Genomic DNA, 17,289 nt, shown 5'->3' on the forward strand with positions numbered 1-17,289 from the left:
CTTAATAGCAGTGGGATATCATCGACGCGTTCGTTACTGATCAACTGGGCCATTGCTTGGCTGGGATACGATTTTGGGCATTATTACGCTATTCGCTATTCTCCTATATTTTCTAGCGAACCGTGAGAGTAAATGAAATAAGATTGAACATCGTTTGTTTTCTCAAATTACTGAGAATTGGCGCAGTCGACCTCTCGTGAGTCGCGAAGTGGTGGTCAACTTAATTGCTAATACCAAGATGACTGCAGGACTTAAGGTCAATGCTGTGCTTGATGAAGGGAACTACCCCACAGGCATTCAAGTGAGTGATGAGCAGTTCAATTCTATCTCAATTGAACGCAACTCTTTTCATGGTGAATGGAATTATCAAATACGTCCCTCATAACAAAAATAACTGTTCAAGTTATTTTTGCGCAGTCCCTAACCCTCCTTTGTACGCTTGGTCAGCTAGCACTTTCTCCAGTCTCACATACGCCTCTAACACAGGCTCTAATACCACCACAGCAGCCTTGACATCTGCCATATTGGCCGCACTAACAAAGCAATTCAACACCATGCCTAGGGTGTCAACCACGATATGACGCTTACGACCTTTGACGCGCTGATGCCCATCAACCCCTTGCTCAGGTCCTTTGTTCTCTGAGGTCCTCACGGATTGACTATCGATGCTCGTCAAACTCGGTTGCTCATCTCGTCCCTCTGCGAGTCTTACTAACTTTACCAAGTGCTCATTCATTTGTTCCCACAAGCCCGTCTTTACCCAACGACGATAATAGTCGTAGACAGTTGACCAGTTGGGCAGATCATGAGGCATTGCACGCCATTTGATACCGTTATCGGCCCAATACAAAATAGCATTGACGATCTCTCGTAAGTTGACTGAGATCTTGCACCACTCTCAATAAGGCTTGCCAAATTGGCAAAAATTTGAAAAAACGGGCGTAACCAAACAGAAAAACCGGTTATGCAAACGATTCTTCAACACGCCCAAGAGCTAGTGTATACGCTGCTCGAACTGATGCCCAGTGTGTATCAAAAAGCCAGTTTCAATGCTCTGCTAGGTCTGTTTTTAGAGACTCAAGGCCATGCGTTGCCCCAGCATACCCCGGTGAAATCAGCGAGTTCATTAAGCCGCTTTCTCAATCGTTATGGGTGGTCAACTCGTCAGGTGATTCGGGCCGTCCGTCAGGCTATTGTGGAGCAGATTGCGAAGCACCCTCCGCATCCGAGTGTTCCTATTCGCCTATTAGTGGACCTGACGACCTTAGAAAAGAGCGGTCAGTTTAAGCATCTGAGTACCTCAACCGATAGTGCCCATGAGCCTGACCCTTGGGTGCGCATCCTCAATGCTAAACGGGGATTACATGTCGTTATCCTGTATCTAGTCGTGGGTGAGTGGCGAGTGCCCTGGAGCTTTCGGGTATGGCGAGGCAAAGGATACCCCAGTCCAGCTCAGCTAGCCTGTAAATTACTCGCGACAGTGCCCAAGCGATTGGTTCAGGGACGGTGTGTCATCGTACAAGGGGATACGGAGTTTGGCACGGTTGAGTTTCTCAACGCGGTTCGCCAACGGTCTTGGCGAGGGGTAGTCGGCATGCGTGCGAATCGGACCCTGAAAGATGGTCGCTCGATTAAAGACCTCTATCGCCAAGCCAAGCGGGGACTGCAGGTCAGCTTAACCGATATCGATGACCCGGTGACCCTATCGTGGTTTTGGCTCAAACGCGCGGATGGTAAACGGGAGTTACGGTTTGTTGTCTCTACCTATCCGTATTCAGGGACCTACCTCATTCGCTTAGGGTGCAAACGCTGGGCAATTGAGGGATTTTTCAAAACCGCTAAGCATCAGTTTGGGTTGCACTGTTTTGGTCAAGGGACCAAATTAGGAGTCTATCGATGGCTAATCCTGTCGCTGCTTGCTTATCTGTTAGCGCATTGGATGGACCGATGGGCCTGGTTTCCTGTCCTCGATTGGAAAGTCTCCTGTCAGATAGCTCGAAAGAAGCTAGTCCCCTCTGTCTATTGGTTTTCGCTACTTAACTATCTCCAAAATAGCGCTGATATCGCAGCCCAGTTTGGGTTTGAGATTGGTATTCACTCATTGCCTGACTGGGCTTATCAAGAATGGTGCAAGATCTGAGTTGACTTCTTGAGGATGACCGACACCCTGATGCACAGGAATTAATGGCTTAATATCAAATCCCACTCGTCATCGCGTAAATCTGAGGGATAGGGAAGATGGCTCATAACCTTATCCAGTCCTCACAACACTACTGGTTATATAGGCTCGAACGGTGGGCTATTTGCTCCTTTACATTAATTTACGAACTCATTCTTAGTCGATGATCTGTTGGGCAATCTCGGTTTGTGCACCCATGGCATCAATGGTGACAATACATCCTGAGACATCCAGGATATTGAGCAACTTGGGAATGGCAGTAATCTCGTTGGACTTGTCGGCGACTTTGACTTGACCGAGTACGAGCTGATTCTCGCTCGCCCAGGCACTGACCATATGAATGGCCTCTTTACCCGCACCCTTGTCGGATGAATGACGAGCACTCTTGCCGTCGAGGGAGACCACCTCGCCTAAGCTCAGCTCAGCAATACTCTTCACCCAACTGACAAAGCACTCTTGCAGTTGAGTCGACTCTAGCAAGGCAAACACTCGGGCAATCGTGTCGTGAGACGGTATCCCATGAGGCAACCTCAGAAACGTTTTGAGCCAGGTCAATTTACTATAGCCATAGGCTTCTATGTCTTCCCAGGTCTCAGCGCCACAGATAACCGCGCAGATTGTCAACACTACAATATCCAATAGTGAATGCTCCACCAGGTAAGGTGTTCGTGGGTCTTCGAGTGTTCCAAAATGCGTTAGAAGGGATCCCGATGGACTAAGGCGGCTGCACTTAAATAGTCTACCTGTATATTAAAGTATTGGACTTTTAACAAAAACGTGTGAGCAGGGGTATCTGTCTCTGCAGAGCGCAGAGCGTATTGTGGCCAAGCACCGTGAGTGAACCTGAGCGAAGTTAGACGGCTTTTTTCTCCTTTTTCCGCCTAGCGCGTCCCCGTTTGATGATGGGACGTCGTGGACGAGGGTCTAAAGTGTTTCCTGCAGAGCGACCTGGGGATTTACCTCGGGGTTTGGCCTCAGCGGCCGGGGTGCCAATCTGCTGAATAATTCGAGAGAAGTCTCGCTGAACCATGGAGGGGGTGATGTGGTGTTGCTTGTAGGTGGGTAAAAATCGCTGCCAAGGCTGCGGCAATCTCTGAGTCAACAAACGGGCGACCCACAACTGTACATAGGCTAACCAGGAGAATTGCACCCAGGTTTCCTCCTGAGTCACCTGCGGTGTTTGGAGCTGGGTCATCATCAGATGCTGCTTGCCGAAACGAATCCCATGTTCGAGGGTGAACCGCTCGCGATAGGATTGGTAGGCTTGTTGGGCACTGAGCTGCCTACGAGATTGGCCAAAGACCAGTAACCATTGGGGCTTGAAAACCCGCTGTCCAGTGGAATCCGTGATCTGTACTTGGAGCAGATCAAACGGATGGGCATGCATCGGGTGTGCTTTTGACCCTCTCATCAACAGATTCTGCCAGCCGGTTAGGGTCACCGTGCGACCGTGACCGTTCGTGGTAGTGGTCGCAAACGTGGTTGTTTGGTCAGGGGTCCCCCAGGTGGTGTCATCTTTGAGATCGAAACGCGCCCCATACCAACGAGGGTGCCCCCGCCGCTGATCAGGAGACGTCTGAGGTAAGCGATAGAAGACCCGATTGGCCCGAGCCCGTGTGACAATAACTCGATTCTCCTGCGTACTGAAGGGATAGAGAAAACGACGATGGCTATAATCACTATCAACCACCAGAACGCAGCGGTCTTGATACCAGGGCAACGTCTTGTCATTGAGCAGCCGCTCTACCTGATGTTGACCCACCCCAGTCTTGCTCTCAAAACTCGTGACCCGTTCTACACTCACTGGGACGAGCCAACTACGCCCCTCCGCGACCTCGGCTTCTGGAATGGCGGACATTAGCGAATAGTTATGGCCCAAGGTGATCGGCTTTTGTCCCTGAATGACGGTCGGTTTGTACACCGATTCACGATCTTTCAGGGTCACTGCATGGGGGCGGCTTACGGCAGTCACATCGACCCCAAATAACCAGTAATCTCGATGCTCTGGAGCCGGAATCACACCCGCAATCGCTTTGACCCAAGCCTCTGGAAAACGGGTTTGCGGCGGACTCTCTTCCAGCTGGTCTGGGGCCGTTACCGCATCGCGGCTGGTGGACAACGCTCCAATGGCCCCATATAACGCTCCATGCTCTCGACGAAATAATGGATTAAGACTTAACTCCACAACTGAATTGGCACTGGTATTGGCACAGAGTGCATCCAACAAATCCATCACACTGTCGGAACGTTGGTTGAAACTCGCGTAAATCTGCTTCCGAAATTGGACGAGTTGATTGATAAGATCCGGGGTAGTCATGGCAATAGGCCGAGCGTGTTTATTTGTGCTCTTTATCGCCTATTGCCGTTTCCTAGTACATCCCTTTCGCCAATTTTGTACAAAGTCCAATTAAAGTAGTTCAGATGTCCCTCCAGGATGCTCTGACTTCATGCTGACTGACCAAATCAAAGCGACGTTCAAGGATGCTGCGGGAAAATTGACGGGCCAAAAGAAGCGGGAATTTACCGCTCAGGTGGCGTTGGACTACTTTGATGGGTCAGCTCGTAAGACAGAAGCGACCATGGGCTGGGACCGTAGAAGCGTTCAACGTGGGTTGAATAGCCTGAGAACAGGTATCCCGTATCAAGACAATTATCAAGCGCGAGGTCGCAAAAAAATAGAGGAAATTCTGCCGTCCTTAGCGGAGGATATTCGAGCGATTGTGGAGGGAGACGCTCAAGTTGACCCCACGTTTGGCAGCGAATTTCGATATCTCAAAGTAAGTGCCCAAGCGGTGCGTGATGCCTTGATCACGAAAAAAGGATACCGCGATGATGTCTTACCCTCTCGCCAAGCGATTGGGCGGTTGTTAAATCGCCTCGGCTATCGTCTTCGTAAACCCTCAAAGCGAAGCCATTGAAGAAGCTTCCAGAGACCGATGCGATTTTCAAGCATGTGGCCCGTGCAAATGCGGCCGCCGATACCGATACCGGTTATGGGGTGACAATTAGATAGACCGCTAATCCCCCTCACTGTCAACTACATAGACCGCGAGCATCAGATCAAGCGATCAAGATCAGCATCAAGGCTTTCACCGCATTCGCCAGAACCATTACGAGTCAATAAAGAAAGACACTAGATGTGTACATCTCTAATCCAAAGAGTCATCTAGTGCCAGCAGCAATTTACCCGAAACAAGTGGAGCTGTATATGGAATCGAAGCAAAAAGGACTGAGCCAACGGGCATCATCAGTCAAAGCCGGGATATCAGAACGAACAGCACGCCGCATTGAGAGTGGAACCCCTCGGCCGAATCGAGGCCGACCGAGGGACTGGAAGACCCGTCGGGATCCCCTTGATGGATTATGGGAAAAGGAACTCAGGCCAAGACTAGAAGCGGAACCGAGACTAGAAGCGACGACCCTATTTGAGATTCTCCAAAACCTTCATCCGGGGCAATATGATGACAAACTCAGGACAGTACAACGGCGAGTATCCAAATGGAAAGCGCTTCATGGAAAAGCCAAAGAAGTGATGTTTAAGATCCGCCATGAGCCGGGTGAGATGGGACTATCGGACTTCACTCATCTGAAAGGGGTCACCGTCACGATAGGGGGAAAAGCGTTTCATCATCTGCTCTATCATTACCGATTGGCCTATAGTGGCTGGCAATATGTGCAGGTAATCCAAGGCGGAGAGAGCTTTATCGGTCTATCTCAAGGGCTCCAAAATGCGCTTCATGCCTGCGGTGGAGTGCCCAAAACCCATCGGACCGATAGCTTAAGTGCAGCCTATCGCAATACAGGAGGCCGCAACCCGCAATTGACGCAGCTGTATGCGAGTGTGTGTGACCATTACCGGATGGAAGCGACGCGCAACAATACCGGGGTGGCCCATGAGAACGGCAGCATTGAATCTCCCCATGGCTATTTCAAACGCCGCCTGTGTCAAGCCTTGTATCGACGGGGCAGTTTTGAGTTTGAAACGGTGGCTCACTACCAGAACTTCATCGAGACCGTGATTGCCAAGCTGAACGGGAAGTGTCAAAAGAAGTTTGCCATCGAGCAACCCTATTTACAGACACTGCCGCGTTATCGCACCCCCGACTATGAAGTGCGCAGTGCTAAAGTCAGTGTCCACAGCACCATCAATGTCCGTTGCATCTTGTATACGGTGCCGTCTCGGCTAATTGGTCAGCGGTTAACCCTGCACCTCTATCATGACCGTATCGTCGGCTTTCTAGGCACCACTGAGGTGGTTGAACTGGAACGAGTGCATGTCCATGGCAGTGAGAAGATCCGACGGGCGCGCAGTATTGATTATCGGCATGTGGTCGAAAGTCTCCGGCGCAAGCCTCGGGCTTTTCTCTACTGCCAATGGCAAGCCGACCTATTACCCAATGACCAATGGCAGGCAATCTGGACCACGCTCAAAACATCCGTTGAGCCTGATAAAGCTGCTCGATTGATCACGGAAGCCCTGTATCTGTCCGCCACCCAAGACAAAGAGTCTGAGGTCGCAGAGTACCTACAAACTCACTTGAAGCAGGGCACCCTTTCCTTGTCCGGCCTACAGCGGGCCTTTGACGCCACCCTGACAACCGACCAATGTCCGACCATCACCTCAGTTCAACACGATTTATCGGATTATGACCAACTCCTCAACCATTCCCCAGGAGGTGCCCTATCAGACCCTGATGAGCACCCTCAAACAGCTCAAACTCAAACACTTCCTCGACCAGTGGCAAACCCTGGAACACCAAGCCACCCAAGAGCATTGGTCTTACGCCCAGTTCCTATTGGCTTTGGCCCAGGGCGAAGCCTCTCGCCGAGAACAAAACCGAATCTCCCGCGCTCTAGCCGAAGCGCAGCTACCTTTCGCAAAGTCTTGGACCAACTTTGAGTTTGAGCACCTGCCCTCGCTCAATCCGGCGGCTATCATGGCCCTGGCCCAAACTACTGACTGGCTTGACGCGGCCTCTAATATTTTGTTATTTGGTCCCAGTGGTACAGGGAAAACACATGTCTGTGCCGCGTTGGGCCTCTCCATCGTTCAACTAGGCAAACGGGTTAAGTTTTTTTCTGCCACCGCCTTGGTCCAACAGTTACAGTTGGCCAAACTCCAACTTGAACTGCAGGCCTTGCTGGCCAAACTTGACCGCTACGATCTCTTGATCATTGACGATCTTGGCTATGTTAAAAAATCGGATGTTGAAACCTCGGTCCTCTTTGAGCTGATTGCTCATCGCTATGAACGCAAGAGTTTGATGATCTCGGCTAATCAACCCTTTAGCCAGTGGGATACGATCTTTCCTGACTCGATGATGACGGTCGCAGCAATTGACCGATTAGTCCATCATGCCACCATTCTTGAGTTCCAGGCTCAGAGTTTTCGTAAACAAGCGGCTGCTCAACGCTCGGCCACATCGCAAACCAAGACGACTCAAGCCTCCTCGGGTTAAGGGATTCGCTTAACCGTCATAGATGCTCTTAGTCTGCCTAAAGCGATCTTTTCTCATGCAGATCGTTCAATTTACAATGCCTAAAATTCTGATAGTTGTCGTTGACGACCTGGCGCGATCTCCTCCAAGTTAACGGCACCAAACCTCTGTTGAGAATGACTGGAAAAATATCACCTGTATACTTCTCTGGATCTGAAAAAATTGACTGAAATGTAATCCTATTTGACTGGTCTATCTAATTGACATTTCACACCCAGCCGTGTAGTTGCTCGATGAGGTCATCTCGGTCGTTGAACTGCCGCCCACAGAAGAAATTCCCTTTAACAAAGCCCACTAGATTTTCTACCGACCCTTTCTGCTGCGGCCGGTAGGGCCAACAGGCCAAGGGGATTAATCCACAATCCATACACACTTGAGCAAAGCGGTCGGTCCAATGCACCTTGACCGTGCCATCGGCCAACATCTCTCGCGACTTCACCGCACTACTCATGTTGTCGAACACCCCCATCAGCGGCACTCCGCCAAAGGTCTCAAACGATTTGAGCAAACACCGGACTACCGTTTCTTGTTGTTCATTGGCCACCACCTGCACATCCACATACCGGGAGTACTTCAGACGTGAGGCAAAGAACTTCACCACCTCAATGCGGCCATCGGCATACTGCACCCGGCGTTGACCGAAATCATGCTGCGAAAACTCGCCGGGTAGACCCTCAAATCTCACCAGAGGAACCTTTTGCTTCGGCGGTCGCAACCGTTTGACTAGCTCATAAACTGCTGTCTTGCCACCCGTGTAACCCGCTTGACGTAGACGGACCAACACTTCCCGGCTTTTCATCGGACCATCGACCGGATCTCGCTCTTCGGTTAACCACTCGCGGACCTGCGATTCGTACTTCAATACGTCGCTCGGACGGCCCACGCCTTGACCTTTCCCGGATGGTTTACCCTCACTACTCGTCACCTCCGGTTCTTGGACAATCCGACGAATACTCCGCTCACTGACACCCGTTAGTTCACTTACTTTGTCCACGGGCACGTCTGCCTTTCTGAGTTGCTGAACCATATACCGCTCCTGGTTTCTGAACATGTGCATGGGGGGCTCATGCCTGTACTGCCAAGAAGGCAATTTAACGGTTTCATGAGTCCCCTGTCAGCGGCCATAATTTCCGGAATCACTCCGGCCATAATTTCCGGAATTCACACCATTGGGTTGACCTATGGGCTTGGCCACCGGTCTTAGATTGGAAGGCCACTGCCAAGTTAACCCTGAAAAAACTGTTGCCCTCTATACTCTGGGCTCAACTGCTTAGACACATCGAGCATACGGCTGATATCGCCGCTCATTATGGCTTTGATATTGTCATCAAATCAAGGCCTGACAGAGCTTATCAAGAATGGTGCAAGATCTGAGCTATCCCTTTATCCGATGTCAGGATGAGATCGCAAATAAAATAGCCACTGTTGTCGTTGGTCAGCAGTGAGATGGGCAAGGGAGGATGTGGAAAATTGCGTTGGCGAAGCCGCTTCGAAGAAGCTTCGCAACTCCTCCTGAATCCTTCCCGGTCCCCAATCCAATCGCTGTAGCTGCTCTACTATCTCTACAATCGTCTCTAACGACTGCTGCCGCCCATCTGACAGCTCCGTAACTAATAACTCAGCACATAGCTCAGTAGGCTGTTGCCGTAGCCATGCCAGGGCCTCCGCCATCAAAATCGGATCATCCAACGTTAGCCAATAAGCCATCTGCTGTAGGTGAGCTGCCCTAGACTTTTGAGCCAACACCTCCTCAGCCTCTATAACCTCCCGAGCGGCCTGCAAATCGACAGCGACCTGAGCCTTGGACAACATCTCTCGGATGCTCTGAATCTCTTCTCGATGGGAATTACCACCCTCTGGCTGCGGTGCAACAGATTTCAGATCGCCAGAACCATTGGTTTTATTATGATTACCATCTATCCCTTGTAATAAGCTTGTGGAGCTGTGACAGTTTGGTGCGTTAGCGTGGCCAAACTGTCCAGATTCATTATTAAGTTGGGGGGTCTGGGGGGATTTTTCCTGTAAGAGCGGATGCCAAAGTTCTTTGTAGCGATATAGCGACCCACCCCCAATTCCAAATTTTCGGAGGGCATTAAATCTGGCAGTTGCCTGTTCTGGAAGCTCATTTTTATCTGATAGTTCTTTAAGGCCAGCTTGAATCTTGTCCTTGGTTTTTTGACTCTGCTGTTGATTCCAGCTGGGTTCAGCATTTTTAGATTCTGCCTTCTCTTTTTTAGACTTATATTTTCCAAACTGCTCTCCGTAGTGAAAGTAGTGGCTTTTCTCGATGCAGCTGACCCACTCTGAAACACGATCTTCGATTTCATGCTGATGACGACACCACAGCTCATAGCCTGGTAATGCTTTAGCTACGGTTAGAACTTCTTTGATGAGGCTGTCACTAGTTAGCGGTTCACCACCATACATCACATGGTGAAATATATAGGTGCGCATGGTGATCCGGCCTAGCAATCGGTTTGTTTGTCCATGATCGGTCCAACCTTGCTCAATTTCTGCGTTGAGATCATTTAGAAACTTGTTGGCTTTATTCGATAGACGATAGCTCCGCCGTTTTTTCTGTCTAATGATCTGCTGCAGTGTCTCATTGCTCAGGTTGTTGCGGCTCTGGCATTGTTTCCACTGTTCGACAAAGGTAGTCTGCTCAGTCCAGATTGGTTCTAAATCATTATTAAGTAGGTACGACCCACGCTGTAGCGGTAGCCGGTGGGCGTTGAATAAGTTCGGAGTACTTTCGATGGTGTACAACCGAGCATTGGGAAAGACTTCAAGCTGACCAGGTGTGACCTTAAAACCTTGGCTTTCCAGAAGCAAGGTGACTCCACTTCCCACTTCCCAAGCTGTCAGCGATTCTAAAAATGGAAAGTACAGATGCAAGCCCTGACTATCAGATGAGGTGCAGGTAATTGCTGAAACCAGACCTAATGGTTCCAACGCCTCGGTCAGTTTTTGAAATGCAATGGGATCTCGCCTGGGATGGTACGCGCTACCAATATCAATATCGAGCATGGCGTACTGGGTTTCCTTACCAAACCGCACACCATATAGATAGGTACCCTGCTCAATCAGTCGGTCTGATAATGGATGCCGACTTTCCGTTTGCCATTGGGGGCGTTTACCCGGTGATGGATGGTTCGCATAGATGTAATCGTGGCGATGGGGAAATAGTGCAAGAAACCGATTGTTTCGTTCTTGCACGTATTTAAATGGATGGAAGGCAGCTGCAACTATGATCAACCACCTCCCCTTTGGGCGGGTGGTTGATGGTCAGCATAAATGAGATAACTTTGCACTAGACCAATCACCCGAATACATCACAGTAGAACTGAGACGAAATTATCGCAGGTGATAGTACAGGTTAACTATTAGACGATCTTTAGTTAAAACTTATTAGTTGTCTTATATTTCTGAAACCCTTTCTAGATAGGGCTTCTATAGAGTCAAGGTGATAGTGCACGGATAGAAAGAGACTCGATTAGGAGACATCGGTGAGTAAATTGGGACCTACTTGTCTTACTCTGTAATCCTTATTGTGAAATGATTTGAAGCCAATTTACTCATTTTTTTTAGATAAGACAAGACTGTATTTTCTCAATCGAGCTTTTGTTCTCTTACGAGTGTGCAATTCAAGTCGACTGTATGAAGTCCTTATATGTAAGTGTTTTGAGAGCTTCTAAACCACTAAAAGCACAGCAGCATTCTGCTGATATATAGGTGATTTAATACGGAGATATGTGTCTTATGTGGTTTCCAAATTTAGGGCTCAATACAGTCCGTAGAACTGATAAAGAATAGCTGTAAATACTGTCCTATAAGAAATATGAGATCTTCGGTAGATAAAGTAGTGACTATATACGGATAAGACTGTCTTAAAACTTGAGACAAACTTAAATCCCTCTATTCTGCTGGTAGTCAAAGACTGGTGACTGTATACGGATGAAATTGTCTCTTTTTTATCTGAGTTGCTGGATATGTAAAACTGCTTTGAATCCTAACTTTTACGTTGATTCGAGAGATTGAGGTGATGGTATAAGGATAAGACTGTCTTGCTAAGAAAACGTAAAAATTAGTTCGTAAGATGTGATATGCCTAGATCTGAAGAGTAGTGAGAAGATACGGATGTAATTGTCTTTGAGTGAGACAGGTGGGCGGCCTTAGCTGTGTATGTTTATAGCCTTGATTCAGAGTATTTCTGAATTGCTTGCGCTGGTAGGCTTAAACGCTAAATGTCATAGGATAGGCAGGCTTTTCAAATCCAAAATCCGTTTGGGAGGTGAGGTGATATGGATAAAATCAGTCTTTGCCTTGCAATTTTTTACGTTTACCCATATTCTTTAGCCCTAGCGGCTCCAATCACTGTCTTGACTAAGACGGACAAGTGATCGAATACGGAGAATTTTAGCGATTGAGACAAGCAGTTAAGACAGCCCTGCTAACAGGTGAGTCGATACGGATAATGCTGTCTTATTGAGACAAAACTTTCGAGCAATTCTAGCCCTTTGACCTATAGGTGAGCCGATACGGATTTGCTTGTCTTATCTTAAGATGCTTGATCTGCAAAGCTTTGAGCGTAAGTCCTGCTTTCAGTAAGACAAAGGTGTTAGGTTCTTGAGAGTAGGACAGTGATTGCTTTATAAGAGGTAGCAGTGATGTTTGTTGTCATTCTCTTTCCAGTTTTAGAAGTTTGCGCAAGCTAGTTTCGAGTTGATCAGTAATCTGTCGGTCACCACGCTCCAGTTTGCCAACATAATCAGCGCTGATTCCCAGAAAACCAGCCAGTTCCTTCCGTGACCAGCCTCGTTCTCTACGACCAGCTTTAATCACTTCACCGGTCAGCTCATTCAGTGCGATGGGCTCAGTGGCCAAAACCTTTTGGGGTTTAGGATTTTTCAGTTTGGCCAATAGTACTGGAATTGGATGAGGAGGCTTAATGTCCAGCTGTGCTCTCATCAGGCGCTCGATGATTTTTACCTTGCGCCAGTCTGGTGGTTTAGGCGTGTTGCTGTTAGGGCGTATCCACTCTGGATAGGTTTCGGGATCGTATTCAATTTCCCAGCCCAGTTCTGTCAGTAGTGTGAGGGCTTTGTCCCAGCGTTTTCTGAGATCGCGGGCTTTGTATTTATCGGTGAGGGCGTTGTTTATATCTGTCTTGGTAATAACTTCTTCTAGGAGGTGTACAACAGTGTAACCATAGGGATTTTGATTTCTGGCGCGAATGCGGGCATCGAGAGTGAGCTGGATGGCTAACCGTAGGGCCAGTTCGTTATGGTACGGGTCAATTTTGAGGATGTCTCGGGCGAGAAAGCCAAATTGATGGAGGGCTTCTTTGGCTCGGTTTCCGGCCCGATTGAGAAAATGCTTGGTCCAGCCGCCAGGACTGACGGTGATGTAAATTTCTTCGGGTTTTTCAATTTTGCGGGTGGCCAGGTCAATTTGGCCATGGGAGTCGATCAGAATATCCCACATCCGACCGACGGGCATACTGGCGTCTACTTTGCGTTTGCCTCGGCCTTCAATCCAGACAGATTTGACCATTAGACAAGAGAGGGCAAATGCAGCGGCAGCGACGGTGTTACGTTTTTCAGCCAGACTGCTGTTGTGGTTGCGATCCCATCCGAGCAGACTAACCACATCTGTCGCTTTGAGGGTAAATGAATTTTTCCAGGGCTCATTTTCGGCCATGGTTCTAGCTGCGAAGATCAGCTGCAGTTTGACGGTATCAAAGCCAAACTTGTCGATGATCTGTTCAGCGGCTTCCCAGGGGAGCAGGGCAATATCGCCTGGGTTGGTGATGTAGTGCTCAATAAAATTGGCGGGGTTGCTTTTGCTTTGGTGTTGGAATACTGCTAGGTCATCTTCATTGCGCTGCCATAGCTCGGGGCGCAGCTGCGCCTTGATGCTGCTAGCAATGGGAATTGATGTGGGAATTGGGAAGACCTGGGCCAGAGCAAGGTCAGTGTAGGCGGCGGAGACAGGACGCTGTCTGAGTCCCAGAAGCTGTTCTAAGTCTTGGAGAGAACAGCCGGGAAGATTTAGTCCTTCAACAATAATTTGGGTGATGTCCTGACAGTAAATCTGCCCAAACATGTTGAGCTTTTCTGAAAATTCAGGTGCTTCAGGGTGGTTGATATAGCTACCAACCGCCTGTTTGAGTTGTTCAGGGTCAATTGTCTCTAAAGAGTCTTCTTCCCGTTCTGCTTCAATTACTTCCAGTGCCCAAACCACCAGGTTGGAGCCAATGGCTTTAACAAATTCATCCTGGAAATCTTGTCGCTCGAAGAACAGGAGTAGCGCTTCTTTGAGATGGTCTTGAATTGAGGTCTCATCTAAGCAAACATCAACACTTTGGCGAGGTTCTGTTTTCCCATCGGTTTCTTTCAAAAGACGGAAATGGGACTGGTTTAGATCGAGGGCGTCTATGCCTTCTTTTTCGACCGTCAGCTCTACTTTGTGTTTATATATCTTGGCCAGGTGTTCGTAGAGCTGGAGGGTGATCAGGTCTGGAAGACTGGAGTGTTCTTGGATGGCTGTGGTTAGCTGCTGTAGGTAGTCAGCAGTCAAGACATCATTGATCAGTTTTGCCCAGCGGTAACCTTTGTTGCCTAGGGGAATGGGGGACAACTCATAAACACTGCTTGAAGTCTGACTATCTTGCTTGGCCATGGGGTAGGAGGGCTACGGGGAAATGACTTCAGAGATACGTATGAACTCTACGTTTAACAGTGGTTGTGGGTGCTGCACACCATCCGATTTGAAACTCTAAGGTATCGCCTAAAAGGTCTTAAAGTGCTGGATGTCAAAATGATTTAGCTATTATGCCACCAAATTTTGGTGGGCTAGGCTAACTTCTGTAATGCCTTACCCACCTAATCGTTCGGAGTCTAATCGCTGTCTAAATTTCATTTGGGTCATGCGAATAGCTTCATCATGGGCCTTTTCCAAATCGTCTAGTTCAAATACAGCCACCAGCTTTTCACAGTACTCAACCATTTCTAGTCCTAAGGTCTCAGGAATATAATTGCGGGCGATATGCCGTGAGCCTGAAACAGGGGCTTCCCAAATGAGCTTTATTTCGTTAGCATCCATGCCAAACAGACCACGGTAGACATAGTTGGTCCACTTACCAAACTTGTAGGGATTGTTTCCACCTTGTTCAGCGACGGCGTATGCCCAATCCTTTCTTGCTGGTTTGCCCGCCTGCCGAGCCACTAGCCACTGCTGAATCCGTTCGCTGTCCTCACGGGTATAGGTCTGCTTTAGGAAGGTGTAAGCCTCAGCATATAGACCCTCAGCTGCAAACCAAGCCAGAAAGTCGATCAGTCCGTTTCTAGCCTTTGCCCGTAGCTTCCCAGGATTTTTCGCCCAGTCGCTGACCAGTTCCACCCAGTCGGAGGCCTCGATCACCCGGTAGGTGTTACCATCATTCGCTTTGATTTCTGACACCCTAAACTGCTTGCCAGATGGGAGTTTGAGGTAGTTCACCCCTTCGATTTCTGACACCCTATCGGCAAAGGTTTGGGCTGGTACATTGGTATGGCGGCTCATGGTGCGATACCCCACGCCAATGGTTGGACGGTCGGGGCCAAGTCCGTCAGGGTCGATGATCACAGCTCTAAAGTCGCGATCCTTAAATTTGATGGGGACTACCTGGCCGGATTCGAGCATTGTGTGGGCTGTACAGAAGTATTAATTATGGAGAATAGCCCCATTATGGGCTGACTTTTAATAGGGGTGTCAGAAATCCTGGCGAGTGGTTTTTGATATTACAAGGTTGGGTAAAGGTGCCGAACTTACGAATTTTAGATTTCTGACACCCTCAAGTGCTTATGAAATAAATGTTTGAGGCTATTGGCCCTCAGTTTTCTGACACCCTATTCTAGAGCGTTTCTGCTGAGTTTTCTGACACCCTTCAGACCTTGTTGTGAGAAGGTTTCAGCTGATGAGTGGCTAGTTTTCTGACACCCTATCTAAAGTTTTTCTACGCTCCAGATAGATTCGGTATCATCCTTGCCCTCGCAGGTAAATCGGTATCCATACCGTTCAAAGGCTTTATCTTCGAACACTCGTCGAACTAAATTGAGCGGCGGGCAAACGAAGCTAGAACCCTTGCAAAGTAAGGATTGCACCATGAATGATATACCTATTTTGACCGTTGAGCGAACGGTTATAGAACAGGCATCGTACATAGCGTTGTGGTTGGCTGCCTGCGGCCACCGGATGCGGCATTGGACGCGAAGGGGGCTTTTATGACACGGAATATTGTTGGGTTGCTGTGGATTGCGATCGCAACCGCTAACTGCCCAGAACTAGAACTTCTGCGCCCCACATCGGTTGAAGCGGTACAGCCTTCTGCAGCGCCGCCGCCAGGTTTGCAACCTTATGGTGTGGACGGGGAGCTGAGTGAAACGGATATTACTCGACTGTTGTATCTGCAATTTCCTCAGAGCTATAACGCTATTTCCAATGAATTTGGTTTTCCGGCCTATCGGGATAGCACCACAGATTATTACAGATTGCCTAATGGTCGATGGGCGGCTATCCGATATGTGGGTGCGATGGCGACTGGGGTGAATTTTAGTGATTCGGGCGACTAGGGGCGCGTTACTCTATGGGTAATGCTGAACCCTTTGATGCTATGAAGCTGCCGGAGTTAAAACGCAAGGTCAGACGCGGACACCTTAAACGCCTAGAAGGATGTTGTTGTCTTACAGCCTAAGAATTTTGATAATGAGGTTGCTGCTTTTTGAGATCGCAGGTATGAGGCTGGATTAGGGCGCGCTTTTTCGGTTTCAGGCGATTTTGGCTTATGAGAGTGATGTGGACTCTTGGGCGTTGCTTGCTTTAATGGTAAGGATGGTCAGGTTTATCAGGAGACAACAGTCTAAGTAGACTCGGAAATTTTAACCTGGTTAGGCAGATCTATACGGACTTTCAGTAATGACTATTGTTACTTCACTTGGTTCTGGTGAATCTTGAAACTGAATTTTTAGCTTATTCTTAAGTTAGATTTAGCTCATGTTAAATCTAACTTAAGAATAAGCTAGCTGCCAGACGTCTTAAGCTAATTTTTCAATAGAAATTGTTCATCTCGGTCTTACATAAGATGACGAATAGGAATGTAGTAAAGAGTATCTAATTTTGGTGTATAAATCAAAAGCGTCGTTGTGAGAATAACGTTGAGATTGATTGGCTGGGACTTTTCTGAGAAAAAATGGCTTTATAGCCTGAAGGCAAGTCGATAAATGTATTAATACTAAGTTTGGCTGTAAATAAGGCATAGTCTTGTTCCATAGTATTGTCATATAGGACCCTCTTTGCAGTGTCAGATATTTGTAGTATTGCTTGAGACACATAGCGGGTTTCTTGTTGTAAGATTGCTGATGACAGTTACTAGATTAGAATCTCTATTTGCTCTTAATTATTCAAGTTTTTGATTTTTAGTAAGCTATCATCTTGCACCCAAGTAGCAGCAATTCCAAATTCCAAGATTAGGACATTGTAATGCCCTAGCCATAGTTCCATCAGAACACTAACAACGTTTTAGGAGGTATTGGTTCGTGCCTTTCGTGCCTTTCGTGTTTTTCGAGGTTTGGG

The 17,289-nt window shown here is 48.3% G+C and carries 10 protein-coding genes and 3 pseudogenes; 6 read left to right on the plus strand and 7 right to left on the minus strand.

Annotated elements, in window-relative coordinates; all coding sequences use genetic code 11:
• Positions 1 to 136 precede the first annotated feature (136 nt).
• A pseudogene (locus IQ260_RS13055) lies at positions 137 to 385 on the plus strand (ISAzo13-like element transposase-related protein); the annotation flags it as partial.
• Positions 386 to 403: 18 nt separating this feature from the next.
• Here the strand turns inward: IQ260_RS13055 and IQ260_RS13060 are convergent.
• Positions 404 to 886: an IS5 family transposase gene (locus IQ260_RS13060; RefSeq protein WP_322744951.1), complete on the minus strand. Its 483-nt coding sequence runs from the start codon at positions 884 to 886 to the stop codon at positions 404 to 406.
• A 78-nt stretch (positions 887 to 964) separates the two neighbouring features.
• Here IQ260_RS13060 and IQ260_RS13065 point away from each other — a divergent pair, with 78 nt between their 5' ends.
• The gene (locus tag IQ260_RS13065; RefSeq protein WP_228015965.1) at positions 965 to 2,140 is read left to right on the plus strand and encodes a transposase; all 1,176 of its coding nucleotides are present in this window, start codon (positions 965 to 967) and stop codon (positions 2,138 to 2,140) included.
• A 195-nt stretch (positions 2,141 to 2,335) separates the two neighbouring features.
• Here IQ260_RS13065 and IQ260_RS13070 read toward each other — a convergent pair.
• Together IQ260_RS13070 and IQ260_RS13075 are read right to left on the minus strand one after the other, a co-directional pair.
• Positions 2,336 to 2,863, minus strand: a pseudogene (locus tag IQ260_RS13070) (ISAs1 family transposase); the annotation flags it as partial.
• Between the two features lie 169 nt (positions 2,864 to 3,032).
• On the minus strand, positions 3,033 to 4,496 hold the full coding sequence (locus IQ260_RS13075; protein WP_193993552.1) for an NF041680 family putative transposase: 1,464 nt from the start codon (positions 4,494 to 4,496) through the stop codon (positions 3,033 to 3,035).
• Positions 4,497 to 4,626: 130 nt separating this feature from the next.
• Here IQ260_RS13075 and IQ260_RS13080 point away from each other — a divergent pair, with 130 nt between their 5' ends.
• The 3 genes and pseudogenes from IQ260_RS13080 to istB all read left to right on the plus strand — a co-directional run bounded on the left by IQ260_RS13080 (position 4,627) and on the right by istB (position 7,638).
• On the plus strand, positions 4,627 to 5,097 hold the full coding sequence (locus IQ260_RS13080) for a hypothetical protein (protein ID WP_193993553.1): 471 nt from the start codon (positions 4,627 to 4,629) through the stop codon (positions 5,095 to 5,097).
• A gap of 290 nt (positions 5,098 to 5,387) precedes the next feature.
• Positions 5,388 to 6,440 (plus strand): annotated as a pseudogene (gene istA, locus IQ260_RS31000) (IS21 family transposase); the annotation flags it as partial.
• Between the two features lie 433 nt (positions 6,441 to 6,873).
• Complete coding sequence (gene istB / locus IQ260_RS13090) at positions 6,874 to 7,638, plus strand: IS21-like element helper ATPase IstB (protein WP_322744950.1); 765 nt, start codon at positions 6,874 to 6,876, stop codon at positions 7,636 to 7,638.
• 247 nt (positions 7,639 to 7,885) lie between these two features.
• On the opposite strand, the gene istA (IQ260_RS13095) is transcribed toward istB, so the two are convergent.
• From istA (IQ260_RS13095) to IQ260_RS13110, 4 genes are all read right to left on the minus strand, one after another.
• A complete protein-coding gene (gene istA, locus IQ260_RS13095) occupies positions 7,886 to 8,704 on the minus strand; it encodes an IS21 family transposase (RefSeq protein ID WP_228015974.1) in 819 nt (272 codons plus the stop codon).
• 356 nt (positions 8,705 to 9,060) lie between these two features.
• Positions 9,061 to 10,893: a hypothetical protein gene (locus IQ260_RS13100; protein ID WP_193993556.1), complete on the minus strand. Its 1,833-nt coding sequence runs from the start codon at positions 10,891 to 10,893 to the stop codon at positions 9,061 to 9,063.
• A 1,461-nt stretch (positions 10,894 to 12,354) separates the two neighbouring features.
• On the minus strand, positions 12,355 to 14,358 hold the full coding sequence (locus tag IQ260_RS13105; RefSeq protein WP_193993557.1) for a helix-turn-helix domain-containing protein: 2,004 nt from the start codon (positions 14,356 to 14,358) through the stop codon (positions 12,355 to 12,357).
• Between the two features lie 195 nt (positions 14,359 to 14,553).
• Positions 14,554 to 15,360 (minus strand): hypothetical protein, encoded by an 807-nt coding sequence (locus IQ260_RS13110; protein ID WP_193993558.1) that lies wholly within the window; start codon positions 15,358 to 15,360, stop codon positions 14,554 to 14,556.
• Positions 15,361 to 15,941: 581 nt separating this feature from the next.
• Between IQ260_RS13110 and IQ260_RS13115 the strand changes: the two genes are divergently transcribed.
• On the plus strand, positions 15,942 to 16,289 hold the full coding sequence (locus IQ260_RS13115) for a hypothetical protein (protein ID WP_193993559.1): 348 nt from the start codon (positions 15,942 to 15,944) through the stop codon (positions 16,287 to 16,289).
• The last annotated feature ends 1,000 nt before the right edge of the window (positions 16,290 to 17,289 follow it).

Source organism: Leptolyngbya cf. ectocarpi LEGE 11479, from assembly GCF_015207065.1.
GTDB lineage: Bacteria > Cyanobacteriota > Cyanobacteriia > Phormidesmidales > Phormidesmidaceae > Leptothoe > Leptothoe ectocarpi.